We start from the raw sequence: 25,636 nt of genomic DNA, 5'->3' as shown, positions 1-25,636 counted from the left end.
GTCTTCACCAGAGGGCCGTCCCCTTGCGGGGGCGGCCCTTTCTGCTGTTCACGGTCAAGGTACGATCACCGTCTTCGGTCATCTTTTCGACCACGAACTTCAGATCCCAGGGGGGACTTGAGTGGGTACACCCACGTCCGGGGGCGGGCGTCACAGACGTCGGATGCGAATCGTTCTGCCGGTTGCCGCTGCCGGGCTGGCCGCTGCGATCGCCGGCGTGCTGCTGACCTCTTCGGCCTCTGCCGCCGAGGCGCCGCCGGCGCCCGTCATCACGGCGCCGTCGGCGAAGGACCTTCAGAAGCGGCTCGGCATCGCCCTCTCCGGTGACGACGTCGCGGGCCGCACCACCAACGCGTCGCAGAGCGCGAGCACCGGCGCCACGACGATCGACCCGAAGATCATCGGCGGCACCACGACGACCATCACCACGGCTCCGTGGATGGCCCAGCTCTGGTACGGCGACGACCGCGGAACCGACACCACGACCGACGACATCGGCTTCTTCTGCGGCGGCGCGGTCGTGGCGCCGACGAAGATCCTCACCGCCGCGCACTGCGTCAAGGGCTACGACTGGAAGGCGCACGGCGCGATCGTCACCGGCACCTCGCAGCTGGCGACCAGCGACGACCTGCACGGCGGCACCGTCAGCGGTGTCTGGCGTCAGTGGAACCACTGGTCGTACAACGCGACGACGATCGACAACGACATCGCTGTGCTGACCCTGCCGAACCCGGTCAAGGCCACGCCGATCAAGATGATCACGTCCGGCAACACCGGGTCGTACGTGCCCGGGACGCAGGCCAAGGTCTACGGCTGGGGCCGCACCACCTCCACCAACGACGACATCTCCGGCACGCTGAAGACGGCCACGCTGCCGATCCAGTCCGACGCCACCTGCGCGGGCGCGTACGGCGCCGACTTCGTCAAGGGCCACATGGTGTGCGCGGGCACCCCCGCCAGCGGTAGCGACGAGGGCACGACCACCGCCTGCAACGGCGACTCCGGTGGCCCGCTGGTCTACGGCGGCCGGATCGTGGGCGTCGTCTCCTGGGGCGTAGAGGACTGCGTGGCGAGCGGCGCATACAGCGTCTTCAGCAAGGTCACCTCGTACGTCGGCACCGTCTACCCGCGGATCGACGACACCAACATGGACGGTGACCACAACGCCGACCTGTGGGTGCGCAACGCCTCCACCCAGACGGGCTACGAGATCGACTCCAAGGGCACCACGCTCGCCGCACGCGAGTCCTGGGGCACGTGGAGCGGCTACAACGTGATCGTGCAGGCCGACCTGGACCGGGACGGTTACCAGGACCTCATCGTGCGCCGCACGTCCGACGGTGACGTCTTCTGGAAGCACTACGTGCCCTCCAGCGGCACTTGGGCGGACAAGCTGATCGGTGACAACTGGAAGACCCGCCTCAGCATCGTCGCCCCCGGTGACGTCACCGGCGACGACCTGCCCGACCTGGCCTCCGTCGACTCGGCCGGCGCGCTGTGGATCTACCCGGGCAAGGGCACCGGCAGCTTCGGCACGCGGGTGAAGGCCGGCACGGGCTGGAACAACTTCAACGTCGTGCGCGGCCATGGTGACTTCAACGGCGACGGCAAGGCAGACCTCCTCGCCCGCAACAAGACGAGCGGTGCCGTGTACCTCTACCGCGGCCGGGGCGTGCTCGGCTCGACCGCGTTCATGTCCGGCCTCAAGGTCGCGACCTGGAGCAACACGACGTACAACGCCTTCGCCACCGTCGGTGACGTCAACGGGGACGGCAAGGCCGACCTCCTGGCCCGCACCCCCGCCGGCACCCTCTACCTGTACCGGGGTAACGGAAGCGCCGGGAATGTGATCTTTTCCGCACGGCTCTCGCTCGGGACGACCTTCAAGCAGTACGACATCTTCGCCTGACGTCGCAGGTGAGCGGGGGTGCTCCTCCCCTCACCCGCTCACGCTCCGTGCCCGGCCTGTTCCAGGCCGGGCACGGAGCGTTGTGCAACCCTGTGCCGAGTTTCCCCGTCTGACCTGGCGGAGGGACCATGGTGGGGTTGACACGGAACCGAGGAGCGCATGTCCGCGGAGAGCACGCCGGAGCCCGGCATACCGGGAGAGGCCGGCACACCGGATGAGCCCGGTACCGATGGCCCCGGCCGTCGGACCAAGGGCCACCGCCGCAAGCCCCGGGCCGGACGCAGGGGCCTGATGATTGCGGCGTGGACCGCGGCCGGGGTGGTCGTCCTCGGCGGTACCGGCCTCGGGTACGTGTACTTCAAGCTCAACGGCAACATCAAGAGCGTCGACATCGACCAGGCCCTCGGTACCGACCGGCCCACGAAGACCGACAACGGCTCGGAGAACATCCTCGTCCTCGGCTCGGACACCCGCTCCGGTGCCAACAAGAAGCTCGGCGGCGGCACCGACGACGGCAGCGCCCGCTCCGACACGGCGATGGTCATCCACGTGTACGAGGGCCACAAGAAGGCCAGCGTGGTGTCCATTCCCCGCGACACCCTCATCGACCGCCCCCGCTGCACCGACACCCAGGGCGGCACCCACGACGGCGCGACCGACGTCATGTTCAACTCGGCGTACACCACGGGCGGCGCGGCCTGCGCGGTCAAGACCGTCGAGTCCCTCAGCGGGGTCCGCATGGACCACTACCTGGAAGTCGACTTCTCCGGCTTCGAGAAGCTGATCGACGAGCTGGGCGGGGTCGACATCACCACGACCGAGGACATCAAGGACCCCGACAGCCATCTGGACCTGAAGGCCGGCACGCACACGCTCGACGGCGAACAGGCCCTCGGCCTGGTCCGCACCCGGCACGGCGTCGGCGACGGCTCGGACCTCGGGCGTATCCAGCTCCAGCAGGCCTTCATCAAGGCCCTGGTCGACCAGGTCAAGGACGTCGGCGTCCTCACCAGCGGCAAGAAGCTGTACGACCTCGCCGACACGGCCACCAAGGCCGTCACCACCGACTCCGGCCTCGGCTCGCTGAACTCGCTGATGTCCTTCGCGGGCGGCCTCAAGGGCATCGGTGCGGAAGACATGCACATGGTCACGATGCCGGTGCGGTACGACCCCGCGAACCCCAACCGCGTCATCGTCGAGAAGGCGAAGGCCCAGCAGGTGTGGACCGCCCTGCGTGACGACCTCCCGATCCCGAAGACCGCCACCGAGGGCAATGCCACGGGCGAGGCGGCGGGCGTCGTATCAGCGTCCTGACCGGAGCGAGACCGGCAGTGGACCGGCAGTGAGACCGGCAGTGAGATCACCGTGAGAACGCGGCCGGCCCCGCCGCGACACCCGCCGCGACAGCCGCCGCTGGCCTGCCGGGAATAGATCGCCCCACCCCCCGGTTTTGGGGGATGCGGCCAGTGCTGGCAGACTGGTACGTCGGCTCCGGTTCACGCTTTCGCATCCCGCGGACGGCGACCCGGCGCCCTCCCGAAACCTAGGAGACACCTTGAAGCGCGACATCCACCCCGAGTACGTCGAGACGCAGGTCAGCTGTACCTGTGGCGCGTCGTTCACCACCCGCAGCACCATCGACGGCGGCGCGATCCGTGCCGACGTGTGCTCCGAGTGCCACCCGTTCTACACGGGCAAGCAGAAGATCCTCGACACCGGTGGCCGTGTGGCCCGCTTCGAGGCCCGCTTCGGCAAGGCCGCCGGCTCCACGAAGTAGCGAGCCCCATTTCGCCGGTCCACGGCCGTGCCCCTGTCCGGGGCGCGCGCCGGGACCGGCGTTTTTGGTCGCCTGCCTTCCCTTTCCTTCGCAGTATCAGGAGCCAGAGATGTTCGAGGCCGTCGAGGAACTCCTCGGTGAACACGCCGACCTGGAGAAGAAGCTCGCCGATCCGTCGGTCCACTCCGACCAGGCCAACGCGCGCAAGCTGAACAAGCGCTACGCCGAGCTGACCCCGATCGTCGCCACGTACCGCTCCTGGAAGCAGACCGGCGACGACATCGTGACCGCGCGCGAGTTCATCGCCGACGACCCGGACTTCGCCGCCGAGGTCAAGGTGCTGGAGAAGCAGCGCGAGGAGCTGACCGAGAAGCTGCGGCTGCTGCTCGTCCCTCGGGACCCGAGCGACGACAAGGACGTCCTGCTGGAGATCAAGGCGGGGGCGGGCGGCGACGAGTCCGCCCTGTTCGCCGGCGATCTGCTGCGGATGTACCTGCGCTACGCCGAGCGCGTCGGCTGGAAGACCGAGATCATCGACGCCACCGAGTCCGAGCTGGGCGGCTACAAGGACGTCCAGGTCGCCGTGAAGACCAAGGGCGGCCAGGGCGCCACCGAGCCCGGCCAGGGCGTATGGGCCCGCATGAAGTACGAGGGCGGCGTGCACCGCGTGCAGCGCGTCCCGGCGACCGAGTCGCAGGGCCGTATCCACACCTCCGCGGCCGGTGTCCTCGTCACGCCCGAGGCGGAGGAGGTCGACGTCGAGATCAACCCCAACGACCTCCGTATCGACGTCTACCGCTCCTCCGGGCCCGGCGGACAGTCCGTGAACACGACCGACTCCGCCGTGCGCATCACGCACGTTCCCACCGGAGTCGTCGCCTCCTGCCAGAACGAGAAGAGCCAGCTCCAGAACAAGGAGCAGGCGATGCGTATCCTGCGCTCCAGGCTGCTCGCCGCGGCACAGGAGGAGGCGGAGCGGGAAGCCGCCGACGCCCGCCGCAGCCAGGTCCGCACCGTCGACCGCTCCGAGAAGATCCGCACCTACAACTACCCGGAGAACCGCATCTCGGACCACCGGGTCGGCTTCAAGGCGTACAACCTGGACCAGGTCCTGGACGGCGACCTCGACGCGGTGATCCAGGCCTGCGTCGACGCGGACTCGGCAGCGAAGCTGGCAGCCGCGTAAGGCACGTACGCACGACCGAGGACGACACGGAGGACTTGCGTGCAGCAATCATTTGGGGGACGTTCCCCGAGCCCCCGCAGTCTGCTGCTCGCTGAGGTAGCTCAGGCCACCCAGCGGCTGGCCGACGCCGGCGTGCCCTCGCCGCGCAACGACGCGGAGGAGCTCGCCGCCTTCGTGCACGGCGTGAAGCGGGGCGAGCTCCACTCCGTGAAGGACTCCGACTTCGACGCCCGGTACTGGGAGGTCATCGCCCGCCGCGAGCAGCGCGAGCCGCTCCAGCACATCACCGGGCGCGCCTACTTCCGGTACCTGGAACTCCAGGTCGGACCGGGCGTCTTCGTGCCGCGTCCGGAGACCGAGTCGGTGGTCGGCTGGGCGATAGACGCCGTGCGCGCCATGGACGTGGTCGAGCCGCTGATCGTCGACCTGTGCACCGGCTCCGGCGCCATCGCGCTCGCCCTCGCCCAGGAGGTCCCGCGCTCACGCGTGCACGCCGTGGAGCTGTCCGAGGACGCCCTGGTATGGACCCGCAAGAACATGGAGGGGTCCAGGGTCGACCTGCGTCAGGGCAACGCCCTGGACGCTTTCCCGGACCTCGACGGCCAGGTCGACCTCGTCGTGTCCAACCCGCCGTACATCCCGCTCACCGAGTGGGAGTACGTCGCCCCCGAGGCCCGCGACTACGACCCGCAGCTCGCCCTGTTCTCCGGCGAGGACGGCCTCGACCTGATCCGGGGCATCGAACGCACCGCGCACCGCCTGCTGCGGCCCGGCGGCGTCGTCGTCATCGAGCACGCCGACACCCAGGGCGGCCAGGTGCCGTGGATCTTCACCGAGGAGCGTGGCTGGGCCGACGCGGCCGACCACCCCGACCTCAACAACCGGCCGCGCTTCGCCACCGCCCGCAAGGCGCTGCCGTGACCGTCCCCCCGACCACATCCGCGCAGTACGTGCACGAGGAGGCCCGCTAGACATGGCACGGCGATACGACACCAATGACGCGACCGACCGCGTGACGGGTCTGCGCGAGGCAGCGTCCGCCGTCCGCCGTGGCGAGCTGGTCGTCCTGCCGACCGACACGGTGTACGGCATCGGTGCCGACGCGTTCTCCAAGGAGGCCGTCGGTGACCTGCTGGAGGCCAAGGGCCGGGGCCGCAACATGCCCACGCCCGTCCTCATCGGCTCCCCGAACACGCTGCACGGTCTCGTCACGGACTTCTCCGAGCTGGCCTGGGAGCTGGTCGACGCGTTCTGGCCGGGCGCGCTCACCCTCGTCGCCAAGCACCAGCCGTCCCTCCAGTGGGACCTCGGCGACACCCGTGGCACCGTGGCCGTCCGTATGCCGCTGCACCCGGTCGCCATCGAGCTGCTGACCGAGGTCGGCCCGATGGCGGTCTCCTCCGCCAACCTCACCGGCCACCCGGCTCCGGAGAACTGCGACTACGCCCAGGAGATGCTCGGCGACTCCGTCTCCGTCTACCTGGACGGCGGCCCCACCCCGGGCAACGTCCCGTCGTCGATCGTCGACGTCAGCCGTGAGGTGCCCCTGCTGCTGCGGGCGGGCGCGATCTCGGAGGAAGAGCTGCGCAAGGTCGTACCCGACCTCGAGGTGGCGAATTGACAGCCCCTGACGCGGGGCGTGGCATAGGCACCGGGGAACGTGCCGCGGAACAGACGACGACGTTCGGGTTTCCGCGCGACACCTTCCGCATCCTCCACGTCAGCACCGGCAACGTCTGCCGCTCGCCGATCACCGAGCGGCTGACCCGGCATTTCGTGTCGCAGCGGCTCGGGGTGCTCGGCGGCGGGCTGATCGTGGAGAGCGCGGGCACCTGGGGCCATGAGGGCGCGCCCATGGAGGCCAACGCGGAGACCGTGCTGGCCGACTTCGGCGCGGACGCCTCCGGCTTCACCGGCCGGGAGCTGCTCGACGAGCACGTCATCATGGCCGACCTGGTCCTGACGGCGACCCGTGACCACCGCGCCCAGGTCATCTCCATGGGCCACTCGGCGGGCCTGCGCACCTTCACGCTGAAGGAGTTCACCCGCCTCGTCAACGCGATCGACCCGGCCACCCTCCCCCCGCTGGAGGAGGGCGTGGTGATGCGCGCCCGCGCCCTGGTCCGCGCGGCAGCCGCCCTCCGAGGCTGGCTCCTGGCCCCCACGGCCGAGGCGGACGAGGTCTACGACCCGTACGGGGCACCGCTCCCGTTCTTCCGCTCCATCGGCGACGAGATACACCAGGCCCTGGACCCCGTCGTGACGGCGCTGACGGGGGTCCCGGCGCGGACTTGAGGCCGGGGCAGTGTCGTTCTCCGGGGTTTCTCAGGGGCTTCTTCGGGTGGCGTAGCCGGGCGGCCGGGGCGGCGTCGGCCTACATTGGACGTACGTCACCGTCGACGCCCCGGAGTCCACCATGCCGGTCACCCATGCCATCGAGGCCGACGTCCTGCGACGTCAGGACCCCGCCGTCGCCGAGATCCTGCTCGGGGAGCGTGAGCGGCAGGCGTCGACGCTTCAGCTCATCGCCGCCGAGAACTTCACCTCCCCCGCCGTGCTGGCCGCGCTCGGTTCGCCGCTGGCCAACAAGTACGCCGAGGGCTATCCGGGGGCCCGCCATCACGGCGGCTGCGAGATCGTGGACATGGCCGAGCGCCTCGCCGTGGAGCGGGCCAAGGAGCTGTTCGGCGCCGACCACGCCAACGTCCAGTCCCACTCGGGCTCCTCGGCCGTCCTCGCGGCCTACGCCGCTCTGCTGCGCCCCGGCGACACCGTCCTCGCCCTCGGCCTGTCCTACGGCGGCCACCTCACGCACGGCTCACCGGCGAACTTCTCCGGCCGCTGGTTCGACTTCGTGCCGTACGGCGTCGACGCGGAGACCGGGCTCATCGACCAGGAACAGGTGCGCACCCTGGCCCGCAGCCACCGCCCCAAGGCGATCGTCTGCGGCTCCATCGCCTACCCCCGGCACATCGACTACGCCTTCTTCCGCGAGGTGGCCGACGAGATCGGCGCCTATCTCATCGCCGACGCCGCCCACCCGATCGGCCTGGTCGCCGGGGGAGCGGCGCCGAACCCGGTGCCGTACGCCGATGTCGTCTGTGCCACGACGCACAAGGTGCTGCGCGGCCCGCGCGGCGGCATGATCCTGTGCGGCGCCGAGCTGGCGGAGCGGGTGGACCGGGCCGTGTTCCCGTTCACGCAGGGCGGCGCGCAGATGCACACCATCGCCGCGAAGGCGGTCGCGTTCGGCGAGGCGGCGACACCGGCGTTCACCGTGTACGCCCATCAGGTGGTCGCCAACGCCAGGGTGCTGGCGGCCCGGCTGGAGGCCGAGGGGATGGTCGTCACCACCGGTGGCACGGACACCCACCTCATCACCGCCGACCCGGCGCCCCTCGGCGTCGACGGACGGACGGCCCGCGGCCGGCTCGCGGCGGCCGGGATGGTGCTGGACTGCTGCGCGCTGCCGCACGCCGACCTGCGTGGCCTGCGCCTGGGCACGGCCGCGGTGACCACACAGGGCATGGGGGAGGCGGAGATGGCGCGGATCGCGAAGCTGATGGCGGGCGTGCTGCGGGGCGAGGCCGAGGGCCGCCAGGTACGGGAAGAGGTGCGGGAACTCGCCGGGGGATTTCCGCCCTATCCCGGTTGAACAGGGGTAGGCGCTCTCCCGTGCACAGTCACCCGTGCAACCATCGTCGCTACCCGGAAGTCCTCACCCTTATGCGCGCCTCGCTAGGGTGTGGTGCTCAGATGGCCAGCGAGACCTGTGGGGAAGCCCGTGCGTGAATACCTGCTGACGCTCTGCGTCACGGCCGCGGTGACGTATCTGCTGACAGGGCCGGTACGGAAGTTCGCGATCGCGGCGGGGGCCATGCCGGAGATCAGAGCACGGGACGTGCACCGGGAGCCCACTCCGCGGCTCGGCGGGATCGCGATGTTCTTCGGACTGTGCGCGGGCCTGCTGGTCGCGTCGCACCTGACCAACCTCAACCAGGTCTTCGAGAAGTCGAACGAGCCGCGCGCCCTGCTCTCCGGAGCGGCCGTGATCTGGCTGATCGGCGTCCTGGACGACAAGTTCGAGATCGACGCCCTGATCAAGCTGGGTGCGCAGATGATCGCCGCGGGCGTGATGGTCATGCAGGGTCTGACGATCCTGTGGCTGCCCATCCCCACCGTCGGCACGGTCGCGCTGACCCAGTGGCAGGGCACCCTGCTGACGGTGGCGCTGGTCGTGATCACCATCAACGCGGTCAACTTCGTGGACGGCCTGGACGGCCTCGCCGCCGGCATGGTGTGCATCGCCGCCGCCGCGTTCTTCATGTACGCCTACCGCATCTGGTACTCGTACGGCATCGAGGCGGCGGCCCCGGCCACGCTGTTCGCCGCGATCCTGATGGGTATGTGCGTGGGCTTCCTGCCGCACAACATGCACCCGGCGCGGATCTTCATGGGCGACTCCGGCTCGATGCTGATCGGACTGGTGCTCGCCGCGGGTGCGATCTCCATCACCGGGCAGGTGGACCCGGACAACCTGTTCGGCGGGTCCGAGCGCAGCACCGTGCACGGGATGGTGCCGATCTACATTCCGCTGCTGATGCCGCTGACGATCATCGCGATCCCGGCCGCCGACCTGATCCTCGCCATCGTGCGCCGCACCTGGCGCGGTCAGTCGCCGTTCGCCGCCGACCGCGGGCATCTGCATCACCGGCTCCTGGAGGTCGGCCACTCGCACAGCCGCGCGGTGCTGATCATGTACTTCTGGTCGGCGCTGATCGCCTTCGGCGCGCTCGCCTACTCGGTCAACTCGGCGTCCATGTGGATCGTCCTCGGTGTGGTGTTCCTCAGCGCGATCGGGCTCCTGCTGCTTCTGCTGCCGCGCTTCACGCCGCGCGCCCCGCGCTGGGCGGAGTCCTTCGTGCCGCCGCGCTACCGGCGCCGCAAGGTCCTCCCGGAGGCGGAGCAGGCCGTGGCGACGGAGGACGCCACGGACGGTGTTCCCGCGGAGGGGCAGGAGCCCGAGCACCGGACGCCGGTGGCCGTGGGGGTCTCGGGGGTCAACGGCGCGACCGCCGTGGGGCCCCGGTCGCGCACGGCAAGGTAAGAATCTGACTAGAGCATTGCCAAGTCGTGGGGAAACCGCGGGTGGGCAAAGTTGCCCATTACCAGACAAGAGGTCCTCTGACGTGCACAGACGCGCAGAGTCACTCTCATGTGTGACACCAGGCACACCATCCAGGTAAAGACCTCATCAAATAGTTTGTGATACGGTTCACGAGAACCCCGGATGGAGCCGAAGGACCGTAGTGCGCGGTCCGGCGGTAGCGAGGTCGGCGTGCGGTCTTTCGCCCCTCGGACGGGGACTACGCTCGTCCATGACGACACCCCTGCCCCCCTTGCCTTTGAAAGCGGAGTTGCCGCCATGCCGTCCAACGACGTCCGGATCCTGGCTCAGGCCGCCGTGCCCACGGTTGCCGTCGGCGCGATCGCCGCCGTCGTCAGCGGTGTGGTCGCGGGCGGCAAAGGGGCGATCGGGGCCGGCGTCGCGACGGTGCTGGTCATCCTCTTCATGGGGCTCGGTCTCTACGTTCTCCAGCGCACCGCCAAATCGCTTCCGCACTTGTTTCAGGCCATGGGCCTGATGCTCTACGCGACGCAGATCCTGCTGCTGTTCATCTTCATGGCCGCGTTCAAGAACACGACGTTGTTCAACCCCAGGGCGTTCGCGATCTCACTGGTCGTCGGCACGCTGGCCTGGATCGGTGCTCAGACGTGGGCTCATATGAAGTCCAAGATTCTGTACGTCGAGCCCGAGCCGAGCAATCCCGCGAAGGGCGAGCAGTCCCACAAATCGGGGCACTCGTCGTGAGGGGTAGGGCCGGGATAAAGGCGCCTGGGAGATCCTGCTATCGTCCGGTGCCAACTGCGGCATCGCGGGCGCGGGCATCCGAGCTGACGCCTGCTCAATCGCGAGGCGAGATGCCCCTACGCCGCCACCACATCCGTATCACCAGTCCCGTGCCGAACCGCGGCCCTGCGCCGCGCCGACACAACGAGGTTGCCGTACCAATGCGCCACGATGAAGGAGCCCGCGGTGAGTGCTGACCCGACGCAGGTGCTCGCCTTCGAGACCGACTGCCACCTCTTCGACGGTTGTGGCTTCCCGGCTCCGGGCCTGCACTCGTTCCTGTTCGAGCCGCTCTTGGGCGACGCCGACGGCAACGGCCTCTACTTCAACAAGCCGATGCTGCTGGCCCTGCTGGGCTCGATCATCGTCGTGGGCTTCTTCTGGGCGGCTTTCGCCAGGCCGAAGCTCATTCCCGGCAAACTCCAGATGGTCGCCGAGGCCGGCTACGACTTCGTACGCCGAGGCATCGTCTACGAGACGATCGGCAAGAAGGAGGGCGAGAAGTATGTCCCCTTCGCGGTCTCGCTGTTCTTCTTCATCTGGATGATGAACCTCTGGTCGATCATTCCGGTCGCCGCCTTCCCGGTGACGTCGATCATCGCCTACCCGGCGATCCTGGCCCTGCTGGTGTACATCACCTGGGTCTCGCTGACGTTCAAGCGTCACGGTTTCGTCGGTGCCTTCAAGAACTTCACCGGCTACGACAAGTCGCTCGGCCCGGTGCTGCCGCTGGCCATGACCATCGAGTTCTTCTCGAACCTGGTGGTCCGCCCGTTCACGCACGCCGTCCGACTCTTCGCGAACATGTTCGCCGGTCACACGCTGCTGCTCCTGTTCACCATTGCCAGCTGGTACATGCTGAACGGCATCGGCATCGCCTACTCGGCGGTCTCGTTCGTGATGGTCATCGTGATGACGGCCTTCGAACTCTTCATCCAGGCGGTTCAGGCGTACGTCTTCGTCCTCCTGACCTGCACCTTCATCCAGGGCGCGCTCGCAGAGCACCACTGAGCACGCCGCTTTCGAACCCCAGAGTCGTCCGGTGGCCAACCCCCACCGGTCCGTAAAGAGAAGGAAGAACTGGCATGTCCAACCTTGCTGCTGTCACCGGTGACCTCGGTTCCGTCGGTTACGGTCTTGCGGCCATCGGCCCCGGCGTCGGCGTTGGCATCATCTTCGGTAACGGCACCCAGGCCCTCGCCCGCCAGCCCGAGGCGGCCGGTCTCATCCGCGCCAACCAGATCCTCGGCTTCGCGTTCTGTGAGGCGCTGGCCCTCATCGGTCTCGTCATGCCGTTCGTCTACTAAGACGAGCCCCTGACGACTGACCCTTTCGACGAAAGGCACTGATGTGACATCCGCCCTGGTTTTCCTGGCGGCTGAGGGCGAGAAGGAAAACCCCCTCATCCCGCCGTGGCCGGAAGTTGTCATCGGCCTCATCGCTTTCGTCATCGTCTTCGGCTTCCTCGCCAAGAAGCTCCTCCCGACCATCAACAAGGTTCTGGAAGAGCGCCGCGAGGCCATCGAGGGCGGTATCGAGAAGGCCGAGGCCGCGCAGACCGAGGCCCAGAGCGTGCTTGAGCAGTACAAGGCTCAGCTCGCCGAGGCCCGGCACGAGGCCGCGCGTCTGCGCCAGGAGGCGCAGGAGCAGGGTGCGACGCTCATCGCGGAGATGCGCGCCGAGGGCCAGCGGCAGCGCGAGGAGATCGTCGCCGCCGGTCACACCCAGATCGAGGCCGACCGCAAGGCCGCCTCGTCCGCGCTGCGCCAGGATGTCGGCAAGCTCGCCACCGTTCTGGCCGGCAAGCTCGTCGGCGAGTCCCTCGAGGACCACGCCCGTCAGAGCCGCGTCATCGACCGCTTCCTCGACGAGCTCGAGGAGAAGGCCGAGGCGTCGCGATGAACGGAGCGAGCCGCGAGGCCCTGGCAGCCGCACGCGAGCGTCTCGACGCGCTGACGGACAACACGTCCGTGGACGCGGCGCAGCTCGCCGCCGAGCTGGCGGCCGTCACCGCGCTGCTCCACCGCGAGGTGTCGCTGCGTCGGGTCCTCACCGACCCGGCGCAGGCCGGTGAGGCCAAGGCCGAGCTGGCCCAGCGCCTGCTCGGCAGCCAGGTCAGCGGCCCGGCCGTCGATCTGGTCGCCGGTCTGGTGCGTTCCCGCTGGTCGCAGTCGCGCGACCTGGTGGACGCGCTGGAGCAGCTGGCTGACGCCGCGGACCTGACCGCCGCGCAGCAGGCCGGCACGCTCGACAACGTCGAGGACGAGCTGTTCCGCTTCGGGCGGATCGTCACCTCGAACACCGAGCTGCGCGCCGCACTGACCAGCCGGAAGGCCACCGTGCCGGCCAAGGGCGAGCTGCTGCGCAGCCTGCTCGGCGGTCGTGCGGACGCGGCCACCGAGCGTCTGGTGACGCGCCTTGTGACCGCGCCGCGAGGTCGTAGCCTGGAAGCGGGACTCGAGTCCCTGTCCAAGCTCGCCGCCGCGCGCCGGGACCGCATGGTGGCCGTCGTCACCTCGGCGGTACCGCTGAGCGACCCGCAGAAGCAGCGCCTGGGCGCCGCCCTCGCGAAGCTCTACGGCCGCACGATGCACCTCAACCTCGACGTGGACCCCGAGGTCCTCGGCGGGATCCGGGTGCAGGTCGGTGACGAGGTGATCAACGGCTCGCTCGCGGACCGTATCGAGGACGCCACCCGCCGCATGGCGGGCTAGCAGCAACGCAGTAACTCAATACGCAGTAGTGCTTATGACGGCCCTGGTTGGGCCGTGCAGAGGATTCCTGGGGGTCGCCCCCAGACCCCCAAAGAAACTTCGGGCCCAACAAGGAGAGCAGGGAACCCAGATGGCGGAGCTCACGATCCGGCCGGAGGAGATCCGGGACGCACTGGAGAACTTCGTCCAGTCGTACAAGCCGGACGCGGCCTCGCGCGAGGAGGTCGGTACGGTCAGCCTTGCCGGCGACGGCATCGCGAAGGTCGAGGGCCTTCCCTCGGCCATGGCCAACGAACTGCTGAAGTTCGAGGACGGCACCCTCGGTCTCGCCCTCAACCTCGAGGAGCGCGAGATCGGCTGCGTCGTCCTCGGCGAGTTCAGCGGCATCGAGGAGGGTCAGCCGGTCACGCGTACCGGTGAGGTCCTCTCGGTCGCGGTGGGCGAGGGTTACCTCGGCCGCGTCGTCGACCCGCTCGGCAACCCGATCGACGGCCTCGGCGAGATCGAGACGTCCGGCCGCCGTGCGCTGGAGCTTCAGGCTCCGGGCGTCATGGCCCGTAAGTCGGTGCACGAGCCGATGGAGACCGGCTACAAGGCCGTCGACGCGATGACCCCGATCGGCCGTGGTCAGCGTCAGCTGATCATCGGTGACCGTCAGACCGGCAAGACCGCGCTGGCCGTCGACACGATCATCAACCAGCGTGACAACTGGCGCTCCGGCGACGTGAAGAAGCAGGTCCGCTGCGTCTACGTCGCCATCGGCCAGAAGGGCTCGACCATCGCCTCCGTGCGTGGCGCCCTCGAAGAGGCCGGCGCGCTGGAGTACACGACCATCGTCGCCGCCCCGGCGTCCGACCCGGCCGGCTTCAAGTACCTGGCGCCGTACACCGGTTCGGCCATCGGTCAGCAGTGGATGTACGAGGGCAAGCACGTCCTCATCATCTTCGACGACCTTTCGAAGCAGGCCGACGCCTACCGCGCCGTGTCGCTGCTGCTGCGCCGTCCGCCGGGCCGCGAGGCCTACCCGGGCGACGTCTTCTACCTGCACTCCCGTCTGCTGGAGCGCTGCGCGAAGCTCTCCGACGAGCTGGGCGCCGGCTCGATGACCGGTCTGCCGATCGTCGAGACGAAGGCCAACGACGTCTCGGCGTTCATCCCGACCAACGTCATCTCCATCACCGACGGCCAGTGCTTCCTGGAGTCGGACCTGTTCAACGCCGGTCAGCGCCCCGCGCTGAACGTCGGTATCTCCGTCTCCCGAGTCGGTGGTTCCGCGCAGCACAAGGCGATGCGACAGGTTTCCGGCCGTCTGCGCCTCGACCTCGCCCAGTACCGTGAGCTGGAGGCCTTCGCCGCCTTCGGTTCCGACCTGGACGCCGCGTCGAAGTCCCAGCTGGAGCGCGGTCAGCGCCTGGTCGAGCTGCTCAAGCAGGCTCAGTACCAGCCGATGGCCACCGAGGACCAGGTCGTCTCCATCTGGGCCGGTACCACCGGCAAGATGGACGAGGTGCCGGTCAACGACGTGCGCCGCTTCGAGAAGGAGCTGCTGGAGTACCTGCACCGCAAGGAGCAGGGCCTCATGACCTCCATCAAGGAGGGTGCCAAGATGTCCGAGGACACCCTCATCGCCATTGCCGACGCGATCGCCGAGTTCAAGAAGCAGTTCGAGACCTCGGACGGCAAGCTTCTCGGCGAGGACGCCCCGGCCGCGGCCAAGTGACGTAAGGAAGGGACCTGACTCATGGGAGCCCAGCTCCGGGTCTACAAGCGTCGCATCCGTTCCGTCACCGCGACCAAGAAGATCACCAAGGCGATGGAGATGATCGCCGCCTCGCGTGTCGTCAAGGCGCAGCGCAAGGTGGCGGCGTCGATGCCGTACGCGACCGAGCTCACCCGTGCGGTCACGGCGGTGGGTACCGGTTCGAACACGAAGCACGCGCTGACCACGCAGGCCGAGACGGTCGTGCGGTCCGCGGTGCTGCTCCTGACGAGCGACCGTGGTCTCGCGGGTGCCTTCAACTCCAACGCGATCAAGGCCGCGGAGCAGCTGACGGCGCGCCTCGAGGCGGAGGGCAAGCAGGTCGACACGTACATCGTCGGCCGGCGTGGTCTCGCCCACTACAACTTCCGTGAGCGCAAGGTCGCGGACTCGTGGTCGGGCTTCACGGACGAGCCGACGTACGCGGACGCCAAGAAGGTCGCGGCCCCCCTCATCGAGGCCATCGAGACGGAGACGGCGGACGGCGGTGTGGACGAGATCCACATCGTGTTCACCGAATTCGTGTCGATGATGACGCAGACGGCGCTCGGCGACCGTCTGCTGCCGCTCAGCCTCGAAGAGGTGGCCCAGGAGTCCGCGGCGAAGGACGAGATCCTTCCGCTGTACGACTTCGAGCCGTCGGCGGAGGACGTCCTCGACGCCCTGCTGCCCCGGTATGTCGAGAGCCGCGTGTACAACGCGCTGCTCCAGTCGGCCGCCTCGAAGCACGCCGCCACGCGGCGCGCGATGAAGTCGGCCACCGACAACGCCGGAGAGCTGATCGAGACGCTCTCCCGCCTTGCCAACGCGGCCCGCCAGGCCGAAATCACCCAGGAAATCAGCGAGATCGTCGGTGGCACCGCAGCCCTGGCCGACGCGACCGCGGGGAGTGACAAGTAATGACGACGACAGTTGAGACGGCCGTTGCCACGGGCCGCGTCGCCCGGGTCATCGGCCCGGTCGTCGACGTGGAATTCCCCGTCGACGCCATGCCGGAGATCTACAACGCCCTTCACGTCGAGGTGGCCGACCCGGCCCTCGCCGGCGAGAAGAAGACGCTGACCCTGGAGGTCGCCCAGCACCTGGGTGACGGCCTGGTCCGCACCATCTCCATGCAGCCCACCGACGGCCTGGTCCGCCAGGCCGCGGTCACCGACACCGGTACGGGCATCAGTGTCCCGGTCGGCGACTTCACCAAGGGCAAGGTGTTCAACACCCTCGGTGAGGTGCTGAACGTCGACGAGCAGTACGAGGGCGAGCGCTGGACCATCCACCGCAAGGCCCCGAACTTCGACGAGCTCGAGTCGAAGACCGAGATGTTCGAGACCGGCGTCAAGGTCATCGACCTGCTGACCCCGTACGTCAAGGGCGGCAAGATCGGTCTGTTCGGTGGTGCCGGTGTCGGCAAGACGGTGCTCATCCAGGAGATGATCTACCGCGTCGCCAACAACCACGACGGTGTCTCCGTGTTCGCCGGTGTCGGTGAGCGCACGCGTGAGGGCAACGACCTCATCGAGGAGATGGCCGAGTCGGGCGTCATCGACAAGACCGCCCTGGTCTTCGGTCAGATGGACGAGCCCCCGGGCACCCGTCTGCGCGTGGCCCTTGCCGGTCTGACCATGGCGGAGTACTTCCGCGATGTGCAGAAGCAGGACGTGCTGTTCTTCATCGACAACATCTTCCGCTTCACCCAGGCCGGTTCCGAGGTCTCGACCCTGCTCGGCCGGATGCCCTCCGCGGTGGGTTACCAGCCGAACCTGGCCGACGAGATGGGTCTCCTCCAGGAGCGCATCACCTCGACCCGTGGTCACTCGATCACCTCGATGCAGGCGATCTACGTCCCCGCGGACGACCTGACCGACCCGGCCCCGGCCACCACGTTCGCCCACCTCGACGCGACGACGGTTCTCTCCCGTCCGATCTCCGAAAAGGGCATCTACCCGGCCGTGGACCCGCTGGACTCCACGTCCCGCATCCTGGACCCCCGCTACATCGCGGCGGACCACTACAACACCGCGATGCGCGTCAAGACGGTCCTGCAGAAGTACAAGGACCTTCAGGACATCATCGCGATCCTCGGTATCGACGAGCTGGGCGAGGAGGACAAGCTCACCGTCCACCGCGCCCGTCGCGTGGAGCGCTTCCTGTCCCAGAACACCCACGTCGCCAAGCAGTTCACCGGCGTCGACGGGTCGGACGTCCCGCTGGACGAGTCGATCACCGCGTTCAACGCGATCATCGACGGTGACTACGACCACTTCCCGGAGCAGGCATTCTTCCTGTGCGGTGGTATCGAGGACCTGAAGAAGAACGCGAAGGAGCTGGGCGTCTCCTGACCTGAGGACCGGTCGGTCCTGAGATCTGAGATCCGAGATCTGAGTTCGTGAGAGGGGGCGGGGTCGTCCCGCCCCCTCTTCCACGCCTACTAGACTTGTAACCAACACCCGGCAGACCCGCCGGGTGGTGACCCGAGGAGCCACCTTGGCTGCTGAGCTGCACGTCGCGCTGGTCGCGGCCGACCGAGAGGTCTGGTCCGGCGAGGCCACCCTGGTCGTCGCGCGCACCACGTCCGGCGACATCGGCGTCATGCCCGGTCACCAGCCGCTGCTCGGTGTGCTGGAGTCGGGCCCGGTGACCATCCGTACGAGTGACGGTGGAACGGTCGTCGCCGCGGTGCACGGCGGTTTCATCTCGTTCGCCGACAACAAGCTGTCGCTGCTGGCCGAGATCGCCGAGCTGTCGGACGAGATCGACGTCCAGCGCGCCGAGCGAGAGCTCGAGCGTGCGAAGGCGGAGGGCGATGCCTTCGCCGAGCGCCGCGCGGACGTACGACTGCGTGCGGCGGCGGCGAGCTGAGACAGCTTGCCGTGTGATGACGTCACTCAGCCGCGGTTGGCACCGGAGCGATCCGGAGCCGACCGCGGCTGAGGCAGATCTGGATGTTTTTTCCGTTCCGTTACCTATTTTCGGTACCTAGGAGACGAGGAGGTCGGTGTCGATGGTCCTCGCTCTGACTGTGTGCGGAATCGTCGTGGCCCTGGTGGCGCTGGGGTTGTTCGTCTTCGGCCTGCGCCGCAGACTCATCCAGCGTTCCGGCGGGACCTTCGACTGTTCCCTGCGCTGGGACGTCCCCGAGAAAACGGATACGAGCGGAAAAGGCTGGAGCTACGGGGTAGCCCGCTACAACGGCGACCGCATCGAGTGGTATCGCGTCTTCTCCTACGCCTACCGCCCGCGCCGGGTGCTGGAGCGTGCCTCCATCGAGGTGGCCGGCCGCCGGCTGCCCGAGGGCGAGGAGGAGCTGGCGCTGCTGTCCGACGCGATCATCCTCACCTGTGTGCACCGGGGCACGCGTCTTGAGCTGGCGATGAGCGAAGACGCGCTGACCGGTTTTCTCGCGTGGCTTGAGGCAGCCCCGCCCGGTCAGCGCGTCAATGTGGCGTAACTCTACGAACTTTCCTTACAGGCCGCTGTTGATGGCGCTCACCAGTTCACCGTTGCTGGTGTCGCCGCTGAACTCCCAGAAGAAGGCACCGCCGAGGCCCTGGTTCTTGGCCCAGGTCATCTTTCCGGCGATCGTCGACGGGGTGTCGTAGGACCACCAGTTGGTGCCGCAGTGCGCGTAGGCCGTGCCGGCGATGGTGCCGGTGGCGGGGCAGGAGTTCTTGAGGATCTTGTAGTCCTCGATGCCGGCCTCGTAGGTGCCGGGGGCCGCGCCGGTCGCCGTGCCGCCGGGGGCGGACTGGGTGACGCCGGTCCAGCCGCGGCCGTAGAAGCCGATGCCGAGGAGCAGCTTGGCGGAGGGGACGCCCTTCGCCTTGAGCTTGGCGATCGCGTCGGCGGAGTTGAAGCCCGCGGCCGGGATGCCGGCGTACGAGGTGAGCGGGGAGTGCGGGGCGGTCGGGCCGTCCTTGTCGAAGGCGCCGAAGTAGTCGTACGTCATCACGTTGTACCAGTCGAGGTACTGGGCGGCGCCGCCGTAGTCGGCCGCGTCGAGCTTGCCGCCGGAGGAGCCGTCGGCGGTGATGGCCGCAGTGACCAGGTAGTTCGCGCCGAACTCGGTGCGCAGGGCCTGGGACAGGGTGCGGAACGCGGCCGGGCCGGAGGTGTCACAGGTCAGGCCGCAGGCGTTCGGGTACTCCCAGTCGATGTCGATGCCGTCGAAGACGTCGGCCCAGCGGGGGTCCTCCACGACGGCCTTGCAGGACTTGGCGAACGCGGTGGCGTTGGCCGCGGCCTGGCCGAAGCCGCCGGAGTAGGTCCAGCCGCCGAAGGAGTACAGCACCTTGATGTGCGGGTACTTCGCCTTGAGCTGGCGGAGCTGGTTGAAGTTGCCGCGCAGCGGCTGGTCCCAGGTGTCGGCGGTGCCGCTGACGGACTGGTCGGCGGTGTACGCCTTGTCATAGGCGGCGTAGGTGTCGTCGACGGTGCACTGACCGTTCTTGACGTTGCCGAACGCGTAGTTGATGTGGGTGATCTTCGCGGCGGAGCCGGAGGTCACCAGGTTCTTGACGTGGTAGTTGCGGCCGTAGACGCCCCACTCGGTGAAGTAGCCGAGCTTGACCTTGTCGCCGGTGGGCGGGGGGTCGGTGGTGCCGCCGGTGGTGCGTACGGCGCGGGCGCCGCTGACCGGGCCGGTCTGGTCCGCTGTGTCGCGGGCCTGCACAGTGTAGGAGTAGTCGGTGCCGGCGGTGAGGCCCGTGTCGGTGTACGAGGTGGTCGTCACCGTGGCGACCTTGGTGCCGCCCCGCAGGACGTCGTAGTTCTTGACGCCCTTGTCGTCGGTGGCGGCGCTCCAGGCCAGTTTCACCGAGGTGTTGGTGATCTCGGAGGCGGTGGGGGTGCCCGGTGCGGTGGGGGCCGCGTCGCCGGGGACCGAGGTGCCGTCGCAGCTGCCGCCGTTGAGCTTGCAGTTGGACGGGGAGCCGGTGCCGGCGCCGTTGAAGCCGAAGGAGACGGAGGCGCCTGGGGCCAGCGAGCCGTTCCAGGACTTGTTCTTGGCGGTCCAGTGGGTGCCGGCGGAGGTGACGTCGGCGTCCCAGGCGGAGGTGACGGACGTGCCGGAGGGGAAGTCCCACTCGACGGTCCAGGAGCTGATGGTCGTGGTGCCGGTGTTCTTCACCGTCCACTTGCCCTCGAAGCCGGTGCCCCAGTCGGAGGGCTTGGCGTAGGTGGCGGTGGCGGATGTCGCCGCCTGGGCGGGGCTCGCCAGGCCGACCAGACCGGCCAGCGGGAGCAGCAGGGTCGCGAGACCTGCCACGGCCTTGTGTCTGAAGCGCATGCAGCGCCTCCTCTGTGAAGGAGCGGGGGTGGGGTGTGACTGAGCCTTCACACCCACGGTGCCGCGAGAATAGAAAGGTCTGGACCACAGGTCAATAGGTCTGGACCACTTCGCGGTACGCGGTTTCCGGGCCTTACTGGATCCCCAACTCCTGTGCCAGCACCGCTGCTTGGACCCGGCTGCGCAGTTCCAGCTTGGCCAGCAGACGGCTGACGTGCGTCTTCACCGTCGCCTCCGCCATGTCCAGCCGCTCCGCGATCCCCGCGTTGGACAGCCCCTCGCCGAGGCAGACCAGCACCTCGCGTTCACGCCGGGTCAGCGACTCCAGCACCGCGGGATCGGCCCTCGGTCCCGGCGCCGGGCTCGCGGCGAACTCCGCGATGAGCCGGCGCGTGACGGCCGGCGCCACCACGCCCTCGCCGCGCGCGACCGTACGGACCGCCTCGATCAGGTCCTTCGCCTCGGTGTTCTTCAGCAGGAACCCGGCCGCGCCCGCCCGCAGTGCCCCGAAGACGTACTCGTCGAGGTCGAAGGTGGTCAGCACCAGCACGTCCGCCAGCCCCTCCTCGACCACCTTCCGGGTCGCCGACACCCCGTCGAGCCGTGGCATCTGTACGTCCATCAGCACCACGTCCGGCCGCAGCTCGCGGGCCAGCGCCACCGCCCGCTCCCCGTCGGCCGCCTCGCCGACCACCTCCACGTCGGGCGCGCTGCGCAGGATGAGGACCAGACCGGCGCGGACGGCGGACTGGTCCTCGGCGACGAGGACGCGGATCATGCGGGGTCTCCTTCGGCGGCGGGGAGGGCGGTCATGCGCGGACGGGTGCCATTGCGGACGTGGGGCATGTGCGGACGGGCGTCAGTGCGCACGGTCCTCCTCGGTGACGGGCAGCGAGGCACGGACGGTCCACAGCGGGCCCTCGGGACCGGCCTCGCCCTCGGGACCGGCCGCGAAGGTGCCGCCCAGCAGTGCGGCCCGCTCCCGCATCCCGACCAGCCCCGCCCCGGAACCGGGCGCGCGGGGCCCGTCCCGGTGGCCGTACGGGCTGGTGACCCCGATGTCGAGCAGCCCGTCCCGGCGGGCGAGGGTGACGGTGACCGGACCCGGCGAGGCATGCTTGAGGGCGTTGGTCAGGGACTCCTGGACGATGCGGTAGGCGGCCAGCTCGACCGGGGTGGGCACCTTGCCGTGACCGGCGCGCAGGGTGACGTCGAGGCCGTTGGCGCGAGCCCCCTCGACCAGGTCGCCGAGCCCGTCGAGAGTGGGGGCGGCGGCCGGCTCCCGGTCCCCGCTGCCGTCCCTCAGGATGCCGATCAGCCGCCGCATCTCCGCCAGCCCGTCCACACTGTTCTCCCGGATCACCGCGAGCGCCTCCTTCGAGGTGTCCGGGTCGTCCAGGGAGAGCGCGGCCGTGGAGTGGATGGCGATCGCCGACAGATGGTTGGCGACCATGTCGTGCAGTTCGCGGGCCATCCGGGCGCGTTCGGCGGTGACCGCCTGGGTGCGGTCCATCTCGGCGAGCAGCGCGGTCTGTTCGGCGCGCAGCCGGGCGGCCACGGCGGCGTCGCGATGATTGCGGACGATCAGACCGGTGGACGCCGGCGCGAACGAGACGACTCCGACGGCCACCCCGATCAGCAACGCCTCGGGCACCCGCCAGGCCGCGAACGGTACGACCGTCGCCGCCACCGTCAGCAGCCCGGTGATCCACGGGATCCGCCGGGCCGAGGCGGGCGTGCCGTACAGCACGGCCGCGTACACGAGGTCGGTGAACATGATCAGCGTGACGACGCTGCCCTGGGTGACCGTGTCCAGGGTCAGGGCGGCCGTGCCGGCCAGCAGCGCGGTGCGCGGGGCGGACCGGCGCAGCAGCTCGCAGCCGGCCATCAGCAGCAGCGGCAGCAGGATCGGCCAGCGGCCGTCGAACAGCACGATCGGTTCGTCGGCCGGGCGGACGCCCAGACCGATGCCCCACAGCAGCAGCCCGCCGAGCAGCCCGCCGGTGGCGACGGCCACGTCGAACCGGTGCGGGCGGGGGAGCGGGACGGCCATGAATCCATCCAACACGGCCCGCGCGCCCGCCGCCTTGTGCCCGGGAACGGTTTTCGCACTGCATCTTTCGATGTACCGGAGGTTCGTCACCGGCGACGACGAAGCGGGCCGCCCCGCACGGGAGCCTGAAAGGGTGACCGAGAGGAGCGAACCGTGATCGTCTGGTTGATCGCCGCCTGTGAGATCGGCTTCTGGGTGCTGCTGGCCCTGGGACTGGCCGTCCGCTACCTGCTCAGGTGGCGGCGGACCAGTGTGGTGCTGCTGCTGTGCGAGCCGGTGCTGGAACTCGTCCTGTTCGCCGTGACGGCGGTCGACCTGCGCAACGGCGCGGAACCCGGCTGGGAACACGGCCTGGCGGCGCTGTACATCGGCTACACCGTCGCCTTCGGCCACTACACGATCCGCTGGCTCGACGGCCATGCCGCCCACCGCCTCGGCGGCGCCCCGCCCCCGCCCAGGCCGCCCCGCTACGGCCGCGCCCGCGCCCTGCACGAGGCGAAGCTGTGGCTGCGCGCCCTGTTCGGCGCGGCGGTCGCCCTGGCCCTGCTGCAGTGCGCCGTCTGGTACGTCGGCGACTCCGGCGACGTCAGCTCCCTGCGCTCGTTCCAGGGGACGGCGCTGCGCGTGGTCGGCATCTACGGCCTCATCGCCCTGTCGTACACGGTCTGGCCCCGCAAGGCCCCGGCAGGCGCCGGGACGCAGGAGGACGCGCCCGGCGAGGACCGGACGCCGAGCACCTCCACGGGAAGCCGCTAGCGGGCGCTCAGCGTTCCCCGCCGGGGACCCAGAGGACGTCGCCCACTTCCTTGTTGGCGGTGCGGGCCAGGATGAAGAGCAGGTCCGACAGGCGGTTGAGGTAGGTCGCGGTGAGGGGGTTCATGCTGCCGTTCCCTCCTTCGGCGCCGTGCGCCTCCAGCGCCGCCCAGGTCGAGCGTTCGGCGCGGCGGACCACCGTGCACGCCTGGTGCAGCAGGGCGGCGCCGGGCGTGCCGCCGGGCAGGATGAAGGACCGCAGCTTCTCCAACTCCGCGTTGAAGCGGTCGCAGTCGGCCTCCAGCTTGTCAATGTAGAACTGCTCGACCCGCAGCGGCGGGAAGTCCGGCTTCTCCACCACCGGCGTCGACAGGTCCGCGCCCACGTCGAACAGGTCGTTCTGGACGCGGACGAGGACCTTGACGACGCTCTCGTCGAGCCCGCCCAGGGCGATCGCCGTACCGATGACCGCGTTCGCTTCGTTCGCGTCCGCGTACGCCGCGATGCGCAGATCGGTCTTGCGGACCCGGCTCATGTCGCCGAGGGCCGTGGTGCCCTGGTCGCCGGTCCTGGTGTAGATGCGCGTCAGATTGACCATGCCGCCAATCTAGACCGTCCCCGGCGCCGCGCACCGTGCCGTCCGTCACCGGTGCCGGGCACGGTCCGTGGCCCGCGAAGGAGGGGTCAATCGGCGCGAATCCGGCAGGAATTGACGACGTGATCGGCGTCTCACGCCCTGAGACGTGAAACGCGTTACTAACCGGTCACACAGCGCCTCACGCCCGCTAGTCTCCCGCCGAGAGCCATATGGAGGGGAGTTCGCTCCACCGGTTCGGAATGCGCCGGATGGTTGACGCCGGTGACATCGGACGCCAGAGCGGGCAGGGCTTCTGCAAGCGCTGAAACCGCACAGGCCCCACAGGCCTCACCCCTGCGGGTGAATTCGGTATCGGTTCGCTCACAGACGGCAACCTCTGACCGCTTCACGCAGTCAGACGATGCAACACCGGACATTCACCACCGCGGAGCACGAGACGCACGCTTAGGGGAGCGCTATGCACATCAGGGGCGACCACGTCGAGCTGGCCGTCGGGGGCCGCCTCGACGTCCGCAGCGCGGCGGACGCCCGTACGGTCCTGCACACGGCGGTCGACGACGGCGTCGGCGACCTGGTGCTCGACCTGTCCGAACTCGACTCCTGGGACGCCACCGGACTCGGCGTCATCATGGGCGCCCACCGCCGGGCGGGCCGCTGCGGCCGCCGCCTGGTCCTGCGCGACGTACCACCCCAGATGCAGCGCCTGCTGGTGGCCACCCGACTGCACCGGATCCTCGCGATCGAAGGCGGCATCGGAGTGGAATCCCTCCCGCGCGTGTGAGGCACGTCGGTCGGGGATCGGTGGAAGGTGCGTACACGAGGTGCGCAAACCTCACATCCGCGACGCACGCAATCCTCACCGGACCGTGACGTCTCGGACGGCGCGGCACCCCGGGCTGTCGTAGATACTGTGCGAAGGTTTACGGTTCGTCTGCCCGCGCCCGCAGCCCTCGAGCGGGCACCGGACCAGAAGCGACAGCAAAGTGTGCAGCGAGGCCGGGAGGGGCTGTCTCCACACCACGCTTTTGGGGGGCTTGACCTATGGACCCGACGCACCGGGCACCCGAGGAGTACGGCCGTGAGGCCGACGGCCACGCGCCGCGCCCGCGTCCCTCCAGGGACCCCCTCACCCCCGACTTCGGACAGCACACGCCGGCTCTCGCCCGCACCGTGCGCGTCGTCGCCGGCGAGCACGTCCTCACCGTCAACCCCGTCGACGGCAGCGAGATCGAACTCTCCCCGCCCACCGAGCGACCCGGACGCCCCGCCAAGCACACGGCCGAGGACCGAGCCGAGGCCGACCACGCGGCCCAGCCGCCCGCCCCGGCCGGACCCGCCCAGCCCGAACAGCCGCTCCTGGGCCGCCAGGAGGAGCGCGAGCAACTCGTCCGGCTGCTCGCCCGCGGCCGTTCCGTCCGCCTCACCGGCCCTGCCGGTTCCGGCCGCACGAGCCTGCTGGACCTCGTCGCCGAGGACTGCGAGGACCTCGCGCCCGACGGCGTGGTGCGCCTCACCGGCCACCGCCGCACCGCCGCCGACCTCCTCCAGGACCTCTTCCACATCGTCTACGACGCCCCGCTGCACCGCCCCGACGACGAGGAACTGCTCGCCCTCGTCCGCGAGGTCGGCGCGGTCGTCGTGGTCGACGACCTGGAGTTCGGCGGCGCCGACCTCGACCGGCTGCTCGACGCCACC

25 protein-coding genes and 1 pseudogene are annotated in these 25,636 nt (G+C 69.3%); 22 read left to right on the top strand and 4 right to left on the bottom strand.

The window, feature by feature from the left end:
* The first annotated feature begins 163 nt into the window (after window positions 1–163).
* From BZL64_RS20200 to BZL64_RS20110, 19 genes are all read left to right on the top strand, one after another.
* The gene (locus BZL64_RS20200; protein WP_086770599.1) at window positions 164–1,909 is read left to right on the top strand and encodes a trypsin-like serine protease; all 1,746 of its coding nucleotides are present in this window, start codon (window positions 164–166) and stop codon (window positions 1,907–1,909) included.
* 159 nt (window positions 1,910–2,068) lie between these two features.
* A complete protein-coding gene (locus tag BZL64_RS20195) occupies window positions 2,069–3,223 on the top strand; it encodes an LCP family protein (protein ID WP_086770598.1) in 1,155 nt (384 codons plus the stop codon).
* A 241-nt stretch (window positions 3,224–3,464) separates the two neighbouring features.
* On the top strand, window positions 3,465–3,686 hold the full coding sequence (gene rpmE / locus BZL64_RS20190; protein WP_086770597.1) for a 50S ribosomal protein L31: 222 nt from the start codon (window positions 3,465–3,467) through the stop codon (window positions 3,684–3,686).
* A gap of 109 nt (window positions 3,687–3,795) precedes the next feature.
* On the top strand, window positions 3,796–4,872 hold the full coding sequence (gene prfA, locus BZL64_RS20185) for a peptide chain release factor 1 (protein ID WP_086770596.1): 1,077 nt from the start codon (window positions 3,796–3,798) through the stop codon (window positions 4,870–4,872).
* An 81-nt stretch (window positions 4,873–4,953) separates the two neighbouring features.
* Window positions 4,954–5,793 carry a peptide chain release factor N(5)-glutamine methyltransferase gene (gene prmC / locus BZL64_RS20180; RefSeq protein WP_086770606.1) on the top strand — a complete coding sequence of 280 codons (840 nt, stop codon included), beginning with the start codon at window positions 4,954–4,956 and terminating at the stop codon, window positions 5,791–5,793.
* 52 nt (window positions 5,794–5,845) lie between these two features.
* Window positions 5,846–6,493 carry an L-threonylcarbamoyladenylate synthase gene (locus BZL64_RS20175; protein ID WP_086770595.1) on the top strand — a complete coding sequence of 216 codons (648 nt, stop codon included), beginning with the start codon at window positions 5,846–5,848 and terminating at the stop codon, window positions 6,491–6,493.
* Entirely contained in the window at window positions 6,490–7,167 is a 678-nt protein-coding gene (locus BZL64_RS20170; RefSeq protein ID WP_086770594.1) for an arsenate reductase/protein-tyrosine-phosphatase family protein, read from the top strand. The genes BZL64_RS20175 and BZL64_RS20170 overlap by 4 nt, the downstream gene beginning before the upstream one ends.
* 121 nt (window positions 7,168–7,288) lie before the next feature.
* Entirely contained in the window at window positions 7,289–8,527 is a 1,239-nt protein-coding gene (locus tag BZL64_RS20165) for a serine hydroxymethyltransferase (protein WP_086770593.1), read from the top strand.
* Window positions 8,528–8,656: 129 nt separating this feature from the next.
* Window positions 8,657–9,979 carry an MraY family glycosyltransferase gene (locus tag BZL64_RS20160; RefSeq protein ID WP_086770592.1) on the top strand — a complete coding sequence of 441 codons (1,323 nt, stop codon included), beginning with the start codon at window positions 8,657–8,659 and terminating at the stop codon, window positions 9,977–9,979.
* Between the two features lie 318 nt (window positions 9,980–10,297).
* A complete protein-coding gene (locus tag BZL64_RS20155; protein WP_086770591.1) occupies window positions 10,298–10,744 on the top strand; it encodes a Cg1360 family ATP-synthase-associated protein in 447 nt (148 codons plus the stop codon).
* Window positions 10,745–10,954: 210 nt separating this feature from the next.
* Window positions 10,955–11,794 (top strand): F0F1 ATP synthase subunit A, encoded by an 840-nt coding sequence (gene atpB, locus BZL64_RS20150; protein ID WP_167396169.1) that lies wholly within the window; start codon window positions 10,955–10,957, stop codon window positions 11,792–11,794.
* A gap of 74 nt (window positions 11,795–11,868) precedes the next feature.
* Window positions 11,869–12,090 (top strand): ATP synthase F0 subunit C, encoded by a 222-nt coding sequence (gene atpE, locus BZL64_RS20145; protein WP_004925497.1) that lies wholly within the window; start codon window positions 11,869–11,871, stop codon window positions 12,088–12,090.
* 43 nt (window positions 12,091–12,133) lie between these two features.
* A complete protein-coding gene (locus BZL64_RS20140; RefSeq protein WP_086770590.1) occupies window positions 12,134–12,685 on the top strand; it encodes a F0F1 ATP synthase subunit B in 552 nt (183 codons plus the stop codon).
* Complete coding sequence (locus tag BZL64_RS20135) at window positions 12,682–13,497, top strand: F0F1 ATP synthase subunit delta (protein WP_086770589.1); 816 nt, start codon at window positions 12,682–12,684, stop codon at window positions 13,495–13,497. The genes BZL64_RS20140 and BZL64_RS20135 overlap by 4 nt, the downstream gene beginning before the upstream one ends.
* A gap of 130 nt (window positions 13,498–13,627) precedes the next feature.
* The gene (atpA, locus tag BZL64_RS20130; RefSeq protein WP_086770588.1) at window positions 13,628–15,217 is read left to right on the top strand and encodes a F0F1 ATP synthase subunit alpha; all 1,590 of its coding nucleotides are present in this window, start codon (window positions 13,628–13,630) and stop codon (window positions 15,215–15,217) included.
* A gap of 21 nt (window positions 15,218–15,238) precedes the next feature.
* Window positions 15,239–16,156, top strand: coding sequence for a F0F1 ATP synthase subunit gamma (locus BZL64_RS20125; RefSeq protein WP_086770587.1), 918 nt, complete (start codon window positions 15,239–15,241; stop codon window positions 16,154–16,156).
* Window positions 16,156–17,592: a F0F1 ATP synthase subunit beta gene (gene atpD / locus BZL64_RS20120; RefSeq protein ID WP_086770586.1), complete on the top strand. Its 1,437-nt coding sequence runs from the start codon at window positions 16,156–16,158 to the stop codon at window positions 17,590–17,592. Before BZL64_RS20125 ends, atpD begins: the two co-directional genes overlap by 1 nt.
* Before the next feature lie 145 nt (window positions 17,593–17,737).
* A complete protein-coding gene (locus BZL64_RS20115) occupies window positions 17,738–18,112 on the top strand; it encodes a F0F1 ATP synthase subunit epsilon (RefSeq protein WP_086770585.1) in 375 nt (124 codons plus the stop codon).
* A gap of 142 nt (window positions 18,113–18,254) precedes the next feature.
* Window positions 18,255–18,701, top strand: coding sequence for a DUF2550 domain-containing protein (locus BZL64_RS20110; RefSeq protein ID WP_086770584.1), 447 nt, complete (start codon window positions 18,255–18,257; stop codon window positions 18,699–18,701).
* 15 nt (window positions 18,702–18,716) lie between these two features.
* On the opposite strand, the gene BZL64_RS20105 is transcribed toward BZL64_RS20110, so the two are convergent.
* The 3 genes from BZL64_RS20105 to BZL64_RS20095 form a co-directional block, all read right to left on the bottom strand.
* Entirely contained in the window at window positions 18,717–20,537 is a 1,821-nt protein-coding gene (locus tag BZL64_RS20105; protein WP_086770583.1) for a glycoside hydrolase family 18 chitinase, read from the bottom strand.
* Between the two features lie 133 nt (window positions 20,538–20,670).
* Window positions 20,671–21,315: a response regulator gene (locus tag BZL64_RS20100; protein WP_086770582.1), complete on the bottom strand. Its 645-nt coding sequence runs from the start codon at window positions 21,313–21,315 to the stop codon at window positions 20,671–20,673.
* 81 nt (window positions 21,316–21,396) lie between these two features.
* Window positions 21,397–22,590, bottom strand: coding sequence for a sensor histidine kinase (locus BZL64_RS20095; RefSeq protein ID WP_086770581.1), 1,194 nt, complete (start codon window positions 22,588–22,590; stop codon window positions 21,397–21,399).
* A gap of 153 nt (window positions 22,591–22,743) precedes the next feature.
* On the opposite strand from BZL64_RS20095, the gene BZL64_RS20090 reads away from it, so the two are divergent.
* Window positions 22,744–23,346, top strand: coding sequence for a hypothetical protein (locus BZL64_RS20090; protein ID WP_086770580.1), 603 nt, complete (start codon window positions 22,744–22,746; stop codon window positions 23,344–23,346).
* Between the two features lie 7 nt (window positions 23,347–23,353).
* Here the strand turns inward: BZL64_RS20090 and BZL64_RS20085 are convergent, their stop codons facing one another.
* On the bottom strand, window positions 23,354–23,941 hold the full coding sequence (locus tag BZL64_RS20085; RefSeq protein WP_086770579.1) for a cob(I)yrinic acid a,c-diamide adenosyltransferase: 588 nt from the start codon (window positions 23,939–23,941) through the stop codon (window positions 23,354–23,356).
* Between the two features lie 457 nt (window positions 23,942–24,398).
* Between BZL64_RS20085 and BZL64_RS20080 the strand changes: the two genes are divergently transcribed.
* Both BZL64_RS20080 and BZL64_RS20075 read left to right on the top strand, forming a co-directional pair.
* Window positions 24,399–24,722 carry an STAS domain-containing protein gene (locus BZL64_RS20080; RefSeq protein WP_086770578.1) on the top strand — a complete coding sequence of 108 codons (324 nt, stop codon included), beginning with the start codon at window positions 24,399–24,401 and terminating at the stop codon, window positions 24,720–24,722.
* Between the two features lie 260 nt (window positions 24,723–24,982).
* Window positions 24,983–25,636: pseudogene (locus tag BZL64_RS20075) on the top strand (ATP-binding protein); the annotation flags it as partial.

The sequence above is a fragment of the Streptomyces bobili genome (genome assembly GCF_002154575.1).
GTDB lineage: Bacteria > Actinomycetota > Actinomycetes > Streptomycetales > Streptomycetaceae > Streptomyces > Streptomyces bobili.
The sequence above is the reverse complement of the archived record's forward strand: the minus strand, read 5'-3'. Positions and strand labels throughout refer to the sequence as shown.